The sequence below is a fragment of the Hymenobacter monticola genome (assembly GCF_022811645.1).
Lineage (GTDB): Bacteria > Bacteroidota > Bacteroidia > Cytophagales > Hymenobacteraceae > Hymenobacter > Hymenobacter monticola.
Genome location: NZ_CP094534.1, coordinates 2,670,801 through 2,688,482 on the forward strand (window position 1 = coordinate 2,670,801; position 17,682 = coordinate 2,688,482).

10 protein-coding genes are annotated in these 17,682 nt (G+C 61.8%); 2 read left to right on the plus strand and 8 right to left on the minus strand.

Features of this window, described 5'->3' with window-relative positions:
- Window positions 1-40: 40 nt before the first annotated feature.
- From MTP16_RS11145 to MTP16_RS11175, 7 genes are all read right to left on the minus strand, one after another.
- A complete protein-coding gene (locus tag MTP16_RS11145) occupies window positions 41-3,265 on the minus strand; it encodes an efflux RND transporter permease subunit (RefSeq protein ID WP_243519730.1) in 3,225 nt (1,074 codons plus the stop codon).
- A gap of 228 nt (window positions 3,266-3,493) precedes the next feature.
- A complete protein-coding gene (locus MTP16_RS11150) occupies window positions 3,494-4,618 on the minus strand; it encodes an efflux RND transporter periplasmic adaptor subunit (RefSeq protein ID WP_243519732.1) in 1,125 nt (374 codons plus the stop codon).
- 207 nt (window positions 4,619-4,825) lie between these two features.
- Window positions 4,826-6,175, minus strand: a complete 1,350-nt coding sequence (locus tag MTP16_RS11155; RefSeq protein WP_243519734.1) for a TolC family protein — start codon at window positions 6,173-6,175, stop codon at window positions 4,826-4,828.
- 203 nt (window positions 6,176-6,378) lie between these two features.
- Window positions 6,379-8,730 carry a penicillin-binding protein 1C gene (gene pbpC, locus MTP16_RS11160; RefSeq protein WP_243519736.1) on the minus strand — a complete coding sequence of 784 codons (2,352 nt, stop codon included), beginning with the start codon at window positions 8,728-8,730 and terminating at the stop codon, window positions 6,379-6,381.
- A gap of 71 nt (window positions 8,731-8,801) precedes the next feature.
- A complete protein-coding gene (locus tag MTP16_RS11165) occupies window positions 8,802-9,137 on the minus strand; it encodes a hypothetical protein (protein WP_243519737.1) in 336 nt (111 codons plus the stop codon).
- A gap of 24 nt (window positions 9,138-9,161) precedes the next feature.
- On the minus strand, window positions 9,162-14,714 hold the full coding sequence (locus tag MTP16_RS11170; protein WP_243519739.1) for an alpha-2-macroglobulin family protein: 5,553 nt from the start codon (window positions 14,712-14,714) through the stop codon (window positions 9,162-9,164).
- Between the two features lie 103 nt (window positions 14,715-14,817).
- Complete coding sequence (locus MTP16_RS11175; RefSeq protein WP_262922670.1) at window positions 14,818-15,405, minus strand: DUF4269 domain-containing protein; 588 nt, start codon at window positions 15,403-15,405, stop codon at window positions 14,818-14,820.
- Between the two features lie 130 nt (window positions 15,406-15,535).
- On the opposite strand from MTP16_RS11175, the gene MTP16_RS11180 reads away from it, so the two are divergent.
- Entirely contained in the window at window positions 15,536-16,078 is a 543-nt protein-coding gene (locus MTP16_RS11180; protein WP_243519744.1) for a hypothetical protein, read from the plus strand.
- Between the two features lie 24 nt (window positions 16,079-16,102).
- Here MTP16_RS11180 and MTP16_RS11185 read toward each other — a convergent pair whose 3' ends face one another.
- Window positions 16,103-16,798, minus strand: coding sequence for an HAD family hydrolase (locus MTP16_RS11185; protein WP_243519745.1), 696 nt, complete (start codon window positions 16,796-16,798; stop codon window positions 16,103-16,105).
- 140 nt (window positions 16,799-16,938) lie between these two features.
- Between MTP16_RS11185 and MTP16_RS11190 the strand changes: the two genes are divergently transcribed.
- Window positions 16,939-17,568, plus strand: a complete 630-nt coding sequence (locus MTP16_RS11190) for a chloramphenicol acetyltransferase (protein ID WP_243519747.1) — start codon at window positions 16,939-16,941, stop codon at window positions 17,566-17,568.
- Window positions 17,569-17,682 lie beyond the last annotated feature (114 nt).

Here is a 17,682-nt window from a genome sequence, read left to right on the forward strand (position 1 = left end):
CTTGCTTTTGCTACGGACGGTTTCGTTTGGGTTCTATGAATTACGCGGGTTGGGGCGCGGGTTCCGGGCCTTTTTCGCCTTCCTTGTGGCCGCCGTGCTCCTCATCGGGCTTGTAGTTTTTCTCCAACTCAGCCAGTTTTTCCTTGCCGTAGGCGAAGCGGGTAATGATGACGTAGAGCACCGGCACGATGAAAATGGCCAGCGACGTGGCCGCCAACATACCGCCGAGCACCGTCCAGCCCAGGGTTTGGCGGGCCAGGGAGCCGGCGCCGGACGCGAACGTGAGCGGCGCAATGCCCAGGATGAAGGCCAGCGAAGTCATGATGATGGGGCGCAAGCGCAGGCGCACGGCATCCAGCGTGGCCTCCACCAGCGGCATGCCTCTATCGACCCGCTCCTTGGCGAATTCGATAATCAGAATGGCGTTTTTGGCCGACAAGCCAATCAGCGTAATCATACCGATTTGGGCATACACGTTGTTGGTGAGCTTGGGCAGGAAAAACAGCGCCAGAATGGCCCCGAAGATGCCCACCGGCACCGCCAGTAGCACCGAGAACGGCACCGACCAACTCTCGTAAAGCGCAGCCAGGAACAGGAACACGAAGGCAATGGACAGCGCGAAAATGTAAATCGTCTGGCCGCTGGCCAGCAATTCCTCGCGGCTCAGGCCCGAGAATTCGTAGCCGTAGCCCTGGGGCAGGGACTTCGCGGCCTCGTCCTGCAGGGCCTTGATGGCGTCGCCGGAGCTTTTGCCAGCCGCCGGGTTGCCGTTGATTTCGGCCGAGCGGAACAGGTTGTAGTGCGAGATGAGCGGGGCGCTTTCGGTGCGCTTGTAGCTCGTCACGCTGCTCAGGGGCACCATGGTACCGGCTGCGTTGCGCACGTAGTACTGCCCGATGTTCGCAATGTCGCCGCGGTAGCTGCTGTCGGCCTGGGCCAGCACCCGGAAGTTGCGGCCGTAGAGGGTGAAGTCGTTCACGTAGGCCGAGCCGAGGTAGGTGCGCAGGGCAGTGGCGATGTCGGAAATGCTCACACCCAGCTTCTTGGCCCGCTCGCGGTCGATGGTGAGTTGGTAGCCCGGCGTGTTGGCGGTGAAGAAGGAGAAGGCGCCGGCAATTTCGGGACGCTTCCGCATGGCCCCGAGGAAGCCTTGCAGGTTGGTGTCAAAAGTCTTCACGTCGCCACCCTGGCTTTCGCGCTCCTGCAGCACGAAGGAGAAGCCGCCGGTATTGCCCAGACCCGGGATGGCGGGCGGCGAAATCACCACCGTGGTGGCTTCCTTGAACTTGGCCATGCGCTGCTGCACGGTGGCCATCAGCCCTTGCAGGCGCAATTCGGTTTCCTTGCGGTCTTCCCAAGGCTGCAGCTGGCAGAAAATGGTGCCGGAGTTTGATTTCGAGGAGAAGTTCACGGCGTTCAGGCCACCGAGGGCGGCGTAGTGCGCAATGCCTTTCACCTGCGAAAGCTCCTTCATCATTTCCTGCAACGTGGCCACGGTGCTGGCCGTGCTCGATGCCTCGGGCAGGTTGAAAGTGATGATGATGCGGCCCTCGTCTTCGGTCGGCAAAAAGCCGCTGGGCTTGCTTTTAAACAGCAAAACGGTGCCGGCCACGATGCACACCAGCACCACCACCACCAGGCGCGAATGCTTGATGCTGCTGGCCACGCCGTTGCCGTACTTGTCGGTCATGCGGCCAAACCAGTTGTTGAACTTGAAGAAGAACTTGTTCAGCCCCGTCGAGCTTTCGTCGCGCTTGGTGGGCTTAAGCAGCAGCACGCACAGCGCGGGCGTGAGCGACAGCGCTACAAAGGCCGAAATCAGCACCGAAATGGCAATGGTGACGGCAAACTGCTGGTACAAACGCCCGGTGATGCCCGGGATGAAGCCCACCGGCACAAACACCGCCGCCAGAATGAGGGCAATGGCAATAACCGGGGCCGAAATCTCGCGCATGGCTTCCAGCGTGGCATCGAGCACGTTCATTTCGCGCTCGTTCATATTGTGCTCCACGGCTTCCACCACCACAATGGCGTCATCGACCACAATACCAATGGCCAGCACGAACCCGAAGAGCGTCAGGGTATTAATGGTGAAGCCCAGCGGAATGAAGAACATGAACGTGCCCACGATGGACACCGGAATGGCCAGCACCGGGATGAGCGTGGAGCGCCAGCTTTGCAAAAACAGAAATACCACCACGATAACCAGCAGTAGGGCAATAACCAGCGTTTCCACCACTTCGTGAATGGACACCTTCACCACGCTGGCCGCCTCGAAGGGCACCACATAGCTCAGGTCGGTGGGGAACTGCTTTTTGAGCTGTTCCATGGTTTTGTTCACGTTCTCGAAGGTTTCGAGGGCGTTGGCGCCGGGGGCCTGGTACACCAGCAGGTAGGCGGCACGCTTGCCGTCCACATAGGAGTTGTTGCCGTAGTTGAACTTGCCCAGCTCCATGCGGGCCACGTCTTTGAGGTACACGATGCCACCGTCCTGGTCGGGCCGGCTTTTCACGATGATGTCGCCGAACTGCTCCGTAGTTGCTAGGCGGCCCTGCACCGTCACAATGTACTCAAACGTCTGGCCCATCTGCTGGGGCGGCGCGCCGATGGAGCCGGCCGCAATCTGGGCGTTCTGCTCCTGAATGGCCGCCAGCACGTCGTTGGCCGTGATGCCGAGCTGCGAAAGCTTGTCGGGCTTCAGCCACAGGCGCATCGAGAAGTCGTCGGCCCGGCTCACGATGTCGCCCACGCCCTTGGTGCGCAGCAGGGCGTCCTTGATGTACACGTTGGCGTAGTTGTCGAGGAAAGTGGCGTTGTGGGTGCCCTTGGGGGCAAAAAGCGCCACCAGCATCAGGATGCTCGGGTTGCGCTTGCGCACCGTGAGGCCCAAGCGCTGCACTTCCTGGGGCAGGGTGGGCAGGGCAATGCCCACGCGGTTCTGCACGTCGAGGGCGGCGATGTTGATGTCGGTGCCCACCTCGAAGTTCACCGTCATGCTCATTTGGCCGTTGCTGGTGCTGTTGCTTTGCAGGTAGGTCATGCCGGGCGTGCCGTTCACCTGCACTTCCACGGGCGTGGCCACTGTCTGCTCCACGGTCTGGGCGTCGGCGCCGGTGTAGGTGCCCGATACCGACACCGTGGGCGGCGTGATTTCGGGGTACTGCCCGATGGGCAGCTTCAACATGGCCAGCAAGCCCACCAGCACGATGACCAGCGAGCTGACAATGGCCGTGACGGGCCGGCGAATAAAGGTTTCTGCTATCATTTGCTATAGCTGGGGGCGGTGGGCGGGTAGCCGTTAGCCTATGGGATTCAATGGGTATAAGGGAGAAACGTCATGCCAAGCGCAGCGAAGCATCTGGCTCGGTTGTTCTGGCGGGCGCCTCACCCCCCGGCCCCCTCTCCCAAAGGAGAGGGGGAGCCTGGCGATTTGGTTGGTGGCGGGCAAGATGCTTCCCTGCACTCGGCATGACCTTCTAGTGGGTGTTTTGGCCTATTTCCCCGGCGCGGGCGGCGCTTTGGGCACTTCCGTGGTAATCTTGGCGCCGTCGCGTAGCTTCTGCACGCCTTCGGTCACGATTTTGTCGCCTTCCTTCACGCCTTCCATCAGCACAATCTGGTCTTTCAGGCGCGGGCCAAGCTTCACTTTGCGCTGTTGGGCAGTGCTGCTGTCGGTGGCAGCGTACACGAAGTTTTCGCCCATCTGCTCCACAATGGCCTTGAAGGGCACCACAATGCGCTGGCCCGACTGCGTATTCAGCACCTTCACCACGGCGCTCATGCCGTCTTTCAACTCCCGGTTGGGGTTAGCAAATTCTACCCGCACCGTGATGGTGGCCGTGCCGCTGTTCACGCCGCGGTCGATGGTGCGGATGCGGCCGGGTAGGGGGTAGGTTTTGCCGCCGGGCAGCACCAGGCGCAGGGTCGAATCGGCGCGGGAGGTTTTGGAGTTGAGCAGCGTGTTGAAACGCTCGATGTCCGTTTGGGTCACCACGATGTCGACGCCAATTGGGTCTTCGCTCGAAATGGTGTTGAGCAGCGTAGTGCCCGCGCCCACCTGCGAGCCCAGGCGCACCGCCGAGATGCCGATGCGGCCCGTGAACGGCGCCGTGATGGTGGAAAAGCTCAGGTTGTTGCGGGCGATGTTGACGCCGGCCTGGGCCTCGGCCACCTGGGCGCGGGCCGTGGCCAGGGCGGTGGTGGCGTTGTCGAGCACCTGCCGGGCAATGGCGTCCTGGCTGGCCAGGCGCTCGTAGCGGGTGGCGTTCACCTGGGCGTTGGTGGCGTTGGCCTGGGTGCTGCGCAGGCCGGCCAGCGCCTGCTGGTAGGCGGCCTCGTACTGGCGGCGGTCGATTTCATACAGCGCCTTGCCCTTGGGCACCACGTCGCCTTCCTTGAAGGAAATGCCGGTGACGAAGCCGGTCACCTGCGAGCGCAGCTCCACCACGTTGAGCGCCGTCACGGTGGCGGGGTATTCGTCGTAGTACACGGCTTCGGTGGTGCGGGCCGCCACCAGCGTCACGGGCGTGGGGGGCGGGGCGGCGTTTTTCTTCTCCTCGTCTTTTTTGCCGCAGGCGGCCAGCCCCAACAGGCCCAGCACCAGGTATTTCTTGTTCATCTTTAACATAGCTTGTCGCATTTGGCCGGTGGCCAGCCGCGTTTTAGAATTTTAGGGTTTCGTTCTGACGTGGGGCCTCACCCCCTGACCCCCTCTCCTAAAGGAGAGGAGGCACCGGTTATGCGCTTGCGTCTGGCTCCCCGAAGAATGCTTTGCCGCATTCCCCTTCGAAGAGGGGCCGGGGGTGAGGCCCCACGTCAGAACGAATTAATAATCCGTCGGCAACTCGCCGATGGCGCGGAGCAAATCCACCTTGCTGCCCAGCAGCTGGAACAAGGCCGTGTAGTAGTTCAGCTGCGAAGTGCGCAGGGTGGTTTGGGCCACGATGAGGTCGATGTAGGCCCGGATGCCTTCGCGGTATTGCAGGTTGACGACGTTGTACACTTCCTTGGAGGCTTCGAGGTTGCGCTTGCCCAGCTGGTACTCCGTGTAGTAGCCCTTGTAGTTGGCCAGGGCCGTGGCGTACTCCGTGTTTATCTGGTTGCGGGTGTTGGCCACGTCCTCGTCGAGGCGCTGGTTTTCGAGGCGGGCGCGGCGCATGTTCTGGGTGCGGCGGAAGCCGGTGAACAAGGGCAGGCCCAGCTGCAGGCCCGCGTAGGAGTTGGGGAAGCGCGTGCGGTACTGCTCGCTCACCTCGTTGTTCTGAAACACCGAGTTGTAGTTGCCAAACGCCGAGAGCGAGGGCAGAAAGCCCAGCCGGTAGTAGTCCACGGTGAGGCCCTGCAGCGTTTTTTGCGTCTCAAGCTGCTGGATTTCGATGCGGTTGGCCACGTTTAGGGCCACGGTGGTGTCCATCACGGCGTCCTGCTCCAGCTTCAGCGTGTCGTATTGCAAGGCCAGCTTGCGCTCGGGCGGCAGGCCCATGAGCTGCTTGAGGTAGGCCAGCTTGGCGTTCACGGCTTCGAGCGACTGCTTGCGGCCGGCCAGCGAGTTGTTGAGCGAAATCTCGGCCTGCAGGTACTCGGTTTTGTCGGCCACGCCGGTTTCGTAGCGCAAGCGGGCGTCGCGGTAGTTGCGCTGCAGGCGCACGATGTCCTGGGCAAATACATCCAGCTGGCGTTGCGAGAGCAGCACGTCGTAGAAGCCCTTGCTCACATCGGAAACGGTGTTGATGCGGGTTTCGACCGTGTTTTGCTGGGCCGCCTGGTTGTTGAAGCGCTTGCTGCGGGCGGCCAAGTACACATCGTTATTGTAAATGACCTGCGTGCCCGACAACCCCACCGTCGTCACGTTGCGCACCCCCAGCTGGCGCGGCTCGTTCAGGCCCGTGGCCGGGTTGGGGAAGATGGTGAACGGCAGGCCGAAATAGTGCTGCGCCGTGCCCGTGATGCCCACCTGCGGCAGCCAGCCCGCCAGCGCAATCTGGTTTGAGGCCTTAGTAATCTCCTGGTCGATGAGGGATTGCCTTACCAGCGGCTGGCTTTGCAAGGCAAAAGCGACGCATTCCTGCTGTGTGAGCGGCTTATCGGGCGGAAGAACGGGTTGTGAAAAGGCGTAGAAGGGAACAAATAACAGTAATCGAAACAGCGGTTTTAACGCCAGTTGTGTTTGTTTCATAGATAGATAAACAGAGGCAACTCATCCTTTGCGCACTAGCACTCGCGCCATTCGCCCCATCAGAAGCTGCTTAAACCAAGATTCGTTAACCTCTTTTAGAGTGAAAGGTTTTGACCGGTTGGCAGATGCGCACTATTTATCTATCAACACCGATATGTTGCCTATCAAGAGCTGTATGTTGTCTATTAATCAAGGTGTATGCCTCATAACTCGGCCACTTGCAATTGGATGTCTACGTTGCGGCCGTGGTCGTCGGCGCAGGAGATTTTGACCGTGCCGCTGGGCGGGCGGAAAAACACCCGCTCCGTCGCCGCTGCCGCCCGCAGAAACCGGTCGTTCACGTACCAGAACACCTGGCGCACCTCGCTGCCCGCCGCGCAGCTCAGCAGCATCTGCTGCTTGTCCTTGCGGTCGAGTACATATTCGGCGTGGTCGAGCGGCGAGGTAATGGCCAGGGCCGCGCCCGTGCCGCCGTCGGTGCGCACCAGCTGGCAGGCGGGGTTGTGCGGCGGCAGGCGGCTCGACGGCAGCCCCTGCGCCTCCCGAAACGCCAGCACCTCGGGCAGCGGGTTGGGGAAAAGCTGGCGCCGGAAGCCGGTGGCGGGCACGCAGGCCCGACAGTAAGCCACCGCCCCATCAGCCGAAACCAGCGCTTCTTTCTGGTGCTCACAGTGCCGGGCCGAGGAGGTGCCGGGCAAGTAGTAGTCGATGAGCTGGTTGGGACAATGCTCGCCGGGCACGAGGCCGGTTTCGGCGCACACCAGCCGAAAATCTAGTGTAGCCGGTGGCACGGCCCAGCGGTTGGGCGAGTTATAGGCCAGGGTGTTGAACAGGTCGAAGAGCAGGGGCGAGGCAATGTCGGCGCCCGTCAGGGCCGGGCTGCCCTGTCCGTTGAAGTTGCCCACCCACACGCCGATGGTATAATCGGCATTGTAGCCGATGCTCCAGGCGTCGCGGCGGCCGTAGCTGGTGCCGGTTTTCCAGGCGATTTTGGGCAGGTGGCGGCTGTTTTGGTAGCCCATGGGCAGGTCGGGCCGCGTGCGCTGGGCCAGAATGTCGGTAATGAGGAAGGCGGCGGCGGGGGAGACTAGTGCCTCACCACCCGACGAAACCTCACCCCCCCGGCCCCCCTCTCCGCGGGAGAGGGGGGAGCCTGACGATTTCCGTTCACTGGTGGCTGGCTCCTTTCTCCGCGGGAGAGGGGCCGCTCTTGAGGTGACCCGTGAGGTAAGCCGCACCGCCCGCCAGCGCCCGCCGTCGGCCAGCGCCGCGTACAGGCCCGTTAATTCTTCCAGCGTGGCGCCGCAACCGCCCAGAATGGTGCTCAGGCCCAGCCGCGGGGCCGCTTTGGCCACGCTTTTAAAGCCGGCTGCCCGAAGCTTATCGGTGAAAACCGGCACGCCCACGTCGGCCAGCACGCGCACGGCGGGGATATTGAGCGAGTAGGTGAGGGCGCGCTCCACGGTCACTTCGCCGGCGCAACTTTTGTCGAAGTTCTCGGGCCGGAAGCCGCTGAAATTGGTGGGCACGTCGGGCAGCTTCTGCTTTGGCGTCACAATGCCTTTATCGACGGCCAGGGCGTAGAGGAAGGGCTTGAGCGTGCTGCCCGGCGAGCGCACGGCCCGCACGCCATCGACTTGCCCACTGCCGGCCGCATCCTGAAAATCGGCCGAGCCCACGTAGGCCTCCACGGCGCGGGTGCGATTGTTCACGACCAGCACGGCGGCTTGCGAAATCCCCAGTTCGCGCAGGCGGCGCACGTAGTTTTGGGTGAGGTCCTCGGCCTTGGCCTGCGGGGCGCGCCGGAGCGTGGAATGGATGATGGGCTGCCCAGCCCGCTGTGCTACCAGCCGCCGGGCCAGGTGCGGGGCCAGCGTGGGGGCGGCGTGGCGCTGCGCATCCAGCGGCTCATTGATGGCATCTTCAACGTCTTGATTCGGAAACAGGCGCTCCCGCTGGAACTGTCGCAGCCAGCGGTTTCGCTCGGCTAGGATGCGGTCGTTGTTTTTGCCCAGTACCAGCACGCGCGGCTGGTTTGGGATGATGGCCAGCGTCACCGTCTGAGCCAGGGAGAGGTAATCGGGAGGTTGCTGGAAGTAGAACAGCGCGGCCGACTTCACGCCCTCAATATTGCCGCCATAGGGCACCAGGTTCAGGTAGAGCTGCAGGATTTCGGCCTTGCTGTAGTGGGCTTCCAACTGCACGGCGCGCAGCATTTCCTGCAGCTTGTTGCCGAAGGTGCGCTCCTTGGGCTCGAGCAACCGGGCCACTTGCATGGTGATGGTGCTGGCCCCCGTGGTACGGCCCTTACCAAATAGATTCCGGCCCGCGGCCTGCACAATGGCTACCGGGTTCACGCCAAAATGGTAGCGGAAATACCGGTCCTCTTTATGGATAATGGCCTGTTGCAGCGCGGGCGTGATTTCGGCCAGTTCGGTTTTCATGCGCCACTTCTGGGTCGGGTTCAGAAAGGCGTGAAGGACGCTGCCGTCGGCGGCCAGCACGATGGGGGAGTAGCGCGGCGCGGGCGGCAGGGGGAAAAGGCGGTCAAGCAAAAGAACCAGCAGCAGCCCGCAGGCCACGCCGATTCCACCCCGCACCCATTGCCGCTTGCTCATTCCGAAAGTTACTGCTGGGCGGCTTTTTCCCGGAAACGACGGCGGCGCAGGGTGTCGAAGCGCTGCTCCAGCGCATCATCAGCGATGAACATAGCCGGATTGAGGTCGGCATCGCGCAGCGAATCAAGCAGGGTTTTGGCCGCGTCGTATTGGCGCTGGTTCAGGAGGTTATCGGCCCGGCCGAGCAGTTGCTGGCCCCGGGCTTCGGCGGCCGGGCTGTCGGCTTCGCGCAGCACGTGGCCCCGGCCATCGGTGTGGAAATAGAAGAAGTAAGCCATCCACAGGACCATGCCGAAAAACATGACCAAGAGGATAATCAGGAGGCGTCGGTTGAAAACGAACATACTGTTATTTGATTAGGAATAAGCCTACTGCACGCGCACCACGCCGGCCCCGTTGTAGCTGTGGTACTCCGCGTTGTACATCGCATCGGCGTTCACCGGGCCCAGCTTGAAGGTGCCCTTGCTCACGGCGCGGCAGAGGTAGTAAAAATGCTGCGGCGTGCCTGTAGCGGTGGCGAATAGGTTAATCCGGTCATCCCGCACATCCAGATAATCCGGCGTGTTGGCATCCTTCGCCCAACTCAGCTCGCGCAAGGGGCCAATGCGCGGGTTCTCGATTTCGAGACCGGCGGGGAGTAGGTCGGTCACGGCCACGTTCTTGATGACGCCGACGGCTTCGCCGGCTTCCAGGGTCAGCTTCACCACCACCAAGTCGTTCTGGCGGAAGGTGGGCGTGCCCAGCGGCAGGCCGTCGCGGGTCAGGAACTGGCGGCGCACTTTCAGGTAGGAGTCTTCCTCGTGCACCTGGCCGCTGGCCGAGATGCCCTCGGTTTCCCAGAAGTAGTAGAGGCTGCCTTTACCGGCGCTGCGGATGCTCACGTTGCGGTTGGCTACGTTGCGCAGGGTGAGGTCTTTGCCGGTGAAGCTTCCGGCCGGTTTGCCGTCGAGGAACAGGCTGGCGGTGGCGGTGCTGCGGGCGTTTTGGCGGGCTATTTTGCCGAGGGCCAGCAGGGCGAAGGAGGTTTCCTGCGTGTTGAGCCAGTAGGCGGCCTTCATCTGGCGGCTGAGCTGGCGGGCCATGCCGGGGATTTGCGGGTTGTTGGGGTCGGTGCTGACGAGGGCGTTGAGGATGAGGCCCAGGTCGCGGATGGGGGAGTAGAACGAGCCGTCGAGGGCGCGCCGGGCGGCCCGCTCGCTGCCGAACTTAGTGGGCAGCAGCTCGCGGAAGGCGCGCTGGTTGCCGAGCAGGCTTTGGGTGCAGGCCAGCAGCACTTTGGAATCTTCGGTGAGCAGGGGGCGGTTGGCGCGGTAGTAGTTCAGGGCCACGGGGTCTTGGCGGCCGGCCAGGGCCAGCACGTAGAGCGAGTAGGCGATTTCGCGGCTGGCTATCGTGCGCTGGCGGGCGATGTTGCTCACGTCGAAGTACTGATAGGGCTCGGTTTCGCGCTTTTTGAGGCGGAAGGCCAGGTATTTCAGCACCTTGTCGAGCACGGATTTATTCACCGCGAAGCCAGCCTGCTGGGCTTCCTGCAGGAAGTGGGCGGCGTAGGCGGTGGCCCACCAGTTGTCGTAGTCGCCGCCCGGCCAGTAGCTCAGGCTGCCGTTGTAGAGCTGCATGCTCTCCAGCTTGCGGATGGCTTCCTGCACGTGGTAGTTGGGGTTGTAGCGCTGGGATTTGGCGGCGGCCCCGGTTTTCTGCTGCAAGGTGGCGGCCAAATCGGCGTAGTAGAGCTGCGGGAAGGCGGCCGATACGGTTTGCTCCAGGCAGCCGTAGGGGTATTGCAGCAGGTAGCGCAGGTCCTTGCTGAACTCGGTGAGCGGCGAGCGGCTCACCACCAGCCGGCTGGTGAGCGAGGCGGGCAGGAAATCGGTTTTCAGATTGAGCGGGAGCGTGGTGCCGCCGGCCAGCACGCCACTGCCGGTGCGCTTTTCGAGCGAGGCGGCGGGACGGACGGGGAGTTCGATGGTTTCGGAGAATTTCTCGCTGGTTTTTCCATTCGGCGACTTGACATAAATAACGATAGTAGCGTTACCGATACCAGTCGCAATGAATTTATAGGATTTACGACCCTCTCTGCTTGGCTCAAGTACTAAGCTTTCTTCTCGAGCCTCAAATGGTGCCTGATAAATCTGAGAAACTTCCGGTCTGGTATCTACTAAGGCTTTAATAGGGCCTTGTAACAAGCGGCCAACCTTAACACTCAAACTGTTCCTCGTCGTATTCGTCAGCGTCACCGGCACGTCAATCGTGTCGCCCGGGCTCATGAACCGCGGCAGCGCCGTTGAAATCACCACCGGGTCGGCTACCTTCATCGTGGCTTCGGCCGAGCTGAACGCATCGTCCTTATAGGCCACGGCCATGATACGCAGCGTCCCGCTGAACTGCGGCACGCGCACCCGGTAGCGCACCTTGCCGTCGCCGTCGGCGGTGAGCACGCCGCTCCATTTCGACACCAGCTTCACGCGGCGGTTGGGCACGGGGTTGGTGCGGCGGCGCAGGTCGGCGGCGTCGCCGCCGCTGCTGCTCGTGCCCAGCTCCGGCAAAATGAACGGATACACGTCGAAGGCCGCCACTTCGAGGGCGCGCTTCTGGTAGAAGTAGGCGTGCGGGTCGGGCGTCTGGTAGTTGTTGCGCTGCAAAATGCCCTCGTCCACCACGGCCAGCGTGACCTGCGCGCGCGGGGCGGTGCTGATTTCCACGGTTTGCCAGGTTTGGGAGCGGCTGGCGGCCGGCGCGGCCAGGGCCAGCGGCAGGCGCGAGTCGGCCTTTTCCACCGTCAGGGGCAGGAAGCCGCGGGCCACGGTGAGGGGCAGGTGGTCGCGGCCGTCGAGGGCGCGCACGGCCGTGGCCGTCACGTACACGTTGGGCACGTGCTCGCCCTTGATGGGCACCTTCACCTCGGCCGCCTTGCCGTCGGTGCTCACGTAGAAATGGTCGAGCACGTTGGCCCGCTCCACCGTCACGAGGATGCGGCCGGCGAAGGGCGCTTTCAGCAGCAGGCGGGCGGTTTCGCCGGGGTTGTACCTGGGCTTGTCGGCCTCGATGGTAACGGCGCCCTCGTTGTTCACCTCGAAGGAATTGGCCTGCGTGTCGCCGTAGCCGTAGGCGTAGAACTGCTGCGTGACGTAGGTGGCGGCGCCCGGCCGGCTCACCCGCACCTCGTACTCGCCCGAGTACACGGGCGTGAACGAGAAGCTGGTTTCGGCCCCCACCGGGCGGGTTTGGCTCAGAATGGTTTGCTCGCGGCGCTGCGACTGGTACACGTAGCGGCCGCCCTGGCGCTCCAGCACCGTTTCCCAGAGCTTGCGCACCACCTTCACCTCGGCCTGAGCCGTGGTGGGGCGGCCGGCGGGCGTGAGGGCCAGCAGTTTCACCGTGAGGGCCTGCCGGGTGCTGATGAGGTCGGGCAGGCTGGCGATGCCGAACATGGCGGCCTGCGTCTGCACGTCGAAGGTGGCGAGGCGGTTCACGGGCCGCCCGGTTTCGTCGAACACCGTGGCGAAGGCCACGCCTTCGAGCGTGCCCAGGTCGCGGTAGTCGGGCACGGTGTAGGTGGCCGTGCCGCGGCCGGCGGCGTCGGTGGCGCCCTCGCGCACGGTTTTCTCGAAGCGCGCGGTGAGGGCGCTTTCGCTGCTTTCCTCGCCGTCTTCGTCCAGGGTGCGGCGCTTTTCGCCGCTGTTGATGGTGAAGCTGTAGTTGGGGTAATTCTTGGGCGCGAAGTTTTTCTGCTTCAAGGAGAATTCGACCTCAAACTTGCGGTCGGCCGCCGGCGGGCCAAACAGGTTCACGGCCGCGATGCTGGCCGTCACGTCCTGCCCGGGCCGGAGCACGGCGGGGGCGGCCGTCACGGTCACCTTCAGGCGGTCGGGGATGAATTCTTCCACGCTCACGGGGCGCGAAGTCAGCAGCACGTCGTTGCCGGTCAGCACTTCCAGCGTGTAGAGGCCGGTCATGATGGTGGGCGGCAAAATGAAGCTGCTCTCGAAGCTGCCCGCCGCGCTCAGCTTCTGGCGCAGGCTGCTGTATTCCTTGCCGCTGGGCAGCAGGAGGCGGATTTTCACGGGCAGGCCGGTGGGCGGCGTCTTCCAGTCCTCGGTGCGGATGACGGCGTTGGTCCGCACCGTGTCGCCGGGCCGGTACAGGTTGCGGTCGCCGTACAGAAAAGCCTGGTAGTGCGCCGCGTTCGAGGTGAGCCCGCCCACCTCGTAGCGCGAGGTTTCGACCCGGCTTTTGGTCAAGTCCAGGAACGAAAAGTCGGCCTCCTTCGTGGCCGTAATCATGCCCAGTGTGAAGCGCTTCATGCTGGCTGCCGAGTCGAACTGCGCCACGCCGGATTTGTCCGTCGTGGTCGTGCTAATCACCTGGTTGTTTGAGCTCACGAGGTTCACCGTCACGCCGCTCAAGGGCTCGGCCGTGCGGATGGAATTGGCAAACACCGTGGTGCCGGCCGTGGCGCCCTGCTTCACAATCAGGCCGATATCGGTCACGGCCACCAGCTTGCTCACCTGCAGCCACTGCCGCTCCGTGTCCTGCACGCGGATGACGTACAAGCCCTTCATCGGTCCCTGAAACTCCAACGCCTTCAGGTCCAGGTTCAGCAGGCGCAGGCCGCCGTCTTTGGGCAGGGCATCGACGGAAATGGTGCGTTCCGACAGCACGTTGCCGATGTTCTCGGTGTCGTAGTACTGGAAGCTGCGGTCGATGTAGTCGCCGTTTTCGTCGGTGTTCGATTCGCGGGGCTCGTCCTCGTCGTATTCGGGGTAGCCGTACTGCTTTTCGCCGCGCAGCAGCTGTTGAATGTTGTTGGCGTACACCTTGGCAATGGTCACCTTCACCTTGGCCACCTGGTTGATGCGCAAACCCAGGTTGCGGGCGCCCAGCGCGTCGAGGTACATGGCCTTGTCGGAGCTGGTGAAGGTGAGGCTCGGCCGCTCGTCGCCAAACGACACGGCCTGGCTGAATTCCTCGCCCAAACTGCCGCCCAGCACGCCGCGCGTGCCGGCGGCCAGCGAAATCTGGTAGGTTTTGCCTACCTCGAAGCCGCCGCGCAGGGCCAGCCCGCTTTCCAGCGCCTCCACCGAAAACGCCACCGCCGGCTTCACCGTGAGGTAGGGTTGCACGTCGGCCACCCGCACCGGCTGGTTGAGCAGTACCGTCACCACCGGCTGCCCGTTCAGCAGCGAGCCCGTCAGCTCGCGCACTTCCAGCGTGCTTTGGTCGGGGATTTCGGCCTGGGCCGAGAGGGTTTGTTCGGTGGCCTTGGTGCCGGCCGCCGGGCGCAGGCCGGGCGCAATGTCAATCTGCACGGGCGTGCCCGGCTGCACGTCCTGCATAAAAGTGACGGCTACCATATCGTCGGGCTCGGCCGAGTTTACTTCCACCGCTACGGGCTTGCCGCCCTGCGTCACCTTCAGCCGCGATTTCACATCCGAAGGCCGCACCGGGTAGTTAAAAACCAGGTTGGCGCGCAATTCTGCCGTGCCCGCCGCCCGCTTCGAGCTGCCGTAGAACACCTGCGGCGCGGCCATGCTCAAATACGGCGTGTGAAATTTGGGCCGGTTCAGGGCCAGCTTCTGCTTGTCGCTGGGCAGCGCCTCGGGCCGCAGGCTGGCCGAGAAAACGGTGCTGGGGCGGAAGGGCTCCAGCGGCGAAAAGGTCAGCTCCCGGTCGCCGGTCCACTTAAACTTGCCGCGAATGTTGGGCGAGAACGTGACGTAGCGCGTGGTGTCCCAGCGGTTCTGCTTGTCCTCATCCACCACTTTTTCATCGAAGGTGAACACCAGGTTGGAATAGGGGTCGATTTCGTCGCCGTCGGTCTGGGCCGTTTCGGCGGCTTGTTCCTGAGCGGTTTTTTTCGAGCACGAGGCAGCCGCCAGCAGCACAAGCAGCAGCGGCAAAAAGCGGTAACGGGCCAGCATGGGGTGGGGTGGAAGGGGTAAAACCGGCCGGAAGGTAGCGAGAAGCCCGGATTCTATTGCAACGCGAAAAGCCGAACCGTATTAGGCCACGCAGGCGAATGTTTTACCGGTTACAAATAATGGCATGCTGGGCCATTTGAACGCGCAATTCAGCAATGCTTTTGCCCTCCAACTCCAATAATGCTACATAAGGGTCACCGGACAAACGTAACAAATTGGCAAACGCGGGCTCTGTTTTCATTCCCTGCTTTTTCAACTGCCGCACAGCGCGCCGCCACGCTTTGCCGCCGGCTTCCAGCACGGCCGCTTCCACCAGCAGGTGGCGAAAGCCATTCTGCCGCGCGGTGGGCACGGCCTGCCCAAATACTTCAATTTCCTGATTTCGGTAGCGAAAATTGCAGACAATGGATGCTTCGCCGTTGATGACGGGGCGCTTCAGGCGGAAGCCAGCTCGGTGGCCGTAATGTTTCTGGAGTAGCTCAGTGAAGCGCTGGGTGTCGGCTGGGACCACTTCGCACAGCACATCCAAATCACTCCCGGCAATGTCAATATTGAGCGGAATGGTGCCGGCCAGCACCGGCCGGAAATCGGCCAGTACCTTCCACAAATTCAGCGCCGTTAGGACGGCATGGGCTCGCTGCTGTCGGCGGCTGCCGTGCTGGATGTAACGCGGGTTGGTGAAGTCGGGCATTGTAATAATAAGCACTTCATGCTGGGCTAAGAATGCCTTGATGTGAGTTGCTGCGCTTCCTTTCCACTCGTTAACTACACATAGAAAAACACTTGCTATTATTAGGCTAATAAATTTGACAACTATGGGAATGCACCGAATAGAAATTGAGTTTGAAAATAGCGTGCCCTCATTTCAATCTATCAGTCAACGCTACGAGCAGCAGACCGGTTTGAATATCAGGCTTGTTGCTACAGTCAGTCTTGCCAGTGTTGGATTGGGGCAAGTGTTAAATCATCCATGCGAACTGCTTGCGCTGCTTCAAGCAGACTCAGAAGCTATATATACAATTGACACACAGTATAAAGCCACAAAGACTCTGCTTATGTCAACTCACGAATACGAAAAGGCGGCGTTTTCACGAGACCAAATCAAGCAAGAGAAGCGCCTTTTTAATCATATTGAGAAGGTCGAAATCATAGTCGGTAATGACTATCGTCGCTCAATAAATGCGTCGATTGAAGGTCGAGTAGTTACAGTCGAATATGAGAACGAGTCCTATGCCATTATCTCATTCATCAAAATAATGGTAGACTTAGGAGGTAAATATTTGGGCGGCAACGAGCTTCCGAAAAGTTGGTCCAAACTAAAGCAATGGCATAATTATAAGTGGTATAATCGGCCCCGCCTATGAGTTGCTTTGTGGTAAGCAATAATTTTATTTTAGATATTCCAGCACCTCCCGTAGCCGCTCCACCGTCTGAAACTTCACCCCCACCAGCAGTTCGGCCGGCACGTGCTCGTGTATCCAGTTGGCGTGGTAGGGCACATGGATGGCCGGGAAGCCCAGCTTGGCCACCGGCAGAATATCCGATTTCAATGAATTGCCAATCATCACGAAGTTTTCGGGCGTGGCGCCGAGGCGGGCAAACAGGCGGTGGTAAGTCGGCACGTCTTTCTCGCTCACAATTTCGACGTAGTCGAAAAAATCGCCCAGGCCGGAGCGGGCAATCTTGCTTTCCTGGTCGAACAAGTCGCCCTTAGTGAGCAGAATGAGCTGATGCCCGCGCTGCTTGAACTCTGTCAGGACTTCCACCACGTCGGGCAGCGGCTCAATGGAAAAGCGCAGCAGGTCCTTGCCCAAGTCCAGAATTTGCTGAATTTCGCGGCCCTTCACCTCCCCATTTGAGAGTTGAATGGCGGTTTCTATCATCGAGAGCATGAACGACTTAGCGCCGTAGCCGAACAGCTGCATGTTGGCCCGCTGCACGTCGTGGAGGCGGGCGTTACCGGTCGGCGCGTCGGCGTAGTGGGCCAGGATGGGCAGCAGCTGGGCTTCCACGTGGTCGTAGTGCGGCTGGCAGGGCCAGAGGGTGTCGTCGGCGTCGAAGGCGATGAAGGTTTGGGCAGGCATAGGACTGAAGCGCTGAAGTACCCAGAACGTGTACCCCGAAGCTCCTGCTTCGGCTCGCGTTGAACGACTTCTACCGGGCCGAAGCAGGAGCTTCGGGGTACACGTTCTGGCTTTCGCAAAGCTACCGACCTTTGCCCGCCATGAAACATCTCATCGACCTTGAAACCTGGCCCCGCCGCGAGCATTTCGCTTTCTTTTCTGCCTTCGAAGAGCCCTTTTTCGGTCTCACCGCCAACGTTGACTGCACCGCCGCGCAGGCCGAAGCCAAGCGGCTGGGCGTGTCGTTTTTCCTGTACTACCTCTACCACGCCCTCGAAGCCGCCAACGAAGTCGACGCCTTCCGCTACCGCATCGAAAACGGCCAGGTATACCGCTACGACCGCATTCACGCCTCCGCCACCCTCGGCCGGCCCGACCATACGTTTGCTTTCTCCTTCATCGAGCAAAATGATACGCTAACCGGCTTCGTCGCCAGCGCAGAAGCTGAAATTGCCGCCGTGCAGGCCAGCACCGGCCTGCGCCTGAACGACACCACCGGCCGCCCCGACGTGGTGCATTGCTCGGCCCTGCCGTGGGTGCGCTTCACCAGCCTCTCGCACGCCCGCAGCTATTCGCATCCCGACAGTTGCCCCAAAATTTCCTTCGGCCAGGTGTTTCAGGAAGGCGAGATGCGGCAGATGCCTGTCTCGGTGCACCTACACCACGGGTTGGGCGACGGTTACCACGTGGGGCTGTTTCTGGCGGCGTTTCAGCGACGGCTGGGGTTGTAGAGACGCATACTTGCGTCTCGTCGTTGAACGATGACGTGTGAACGGTGCGGTGCCAGTCGTTCAACGACGAGACGCAAGTATGCGTCTCTACCTTGATACCGCCAGCCTTGGCGT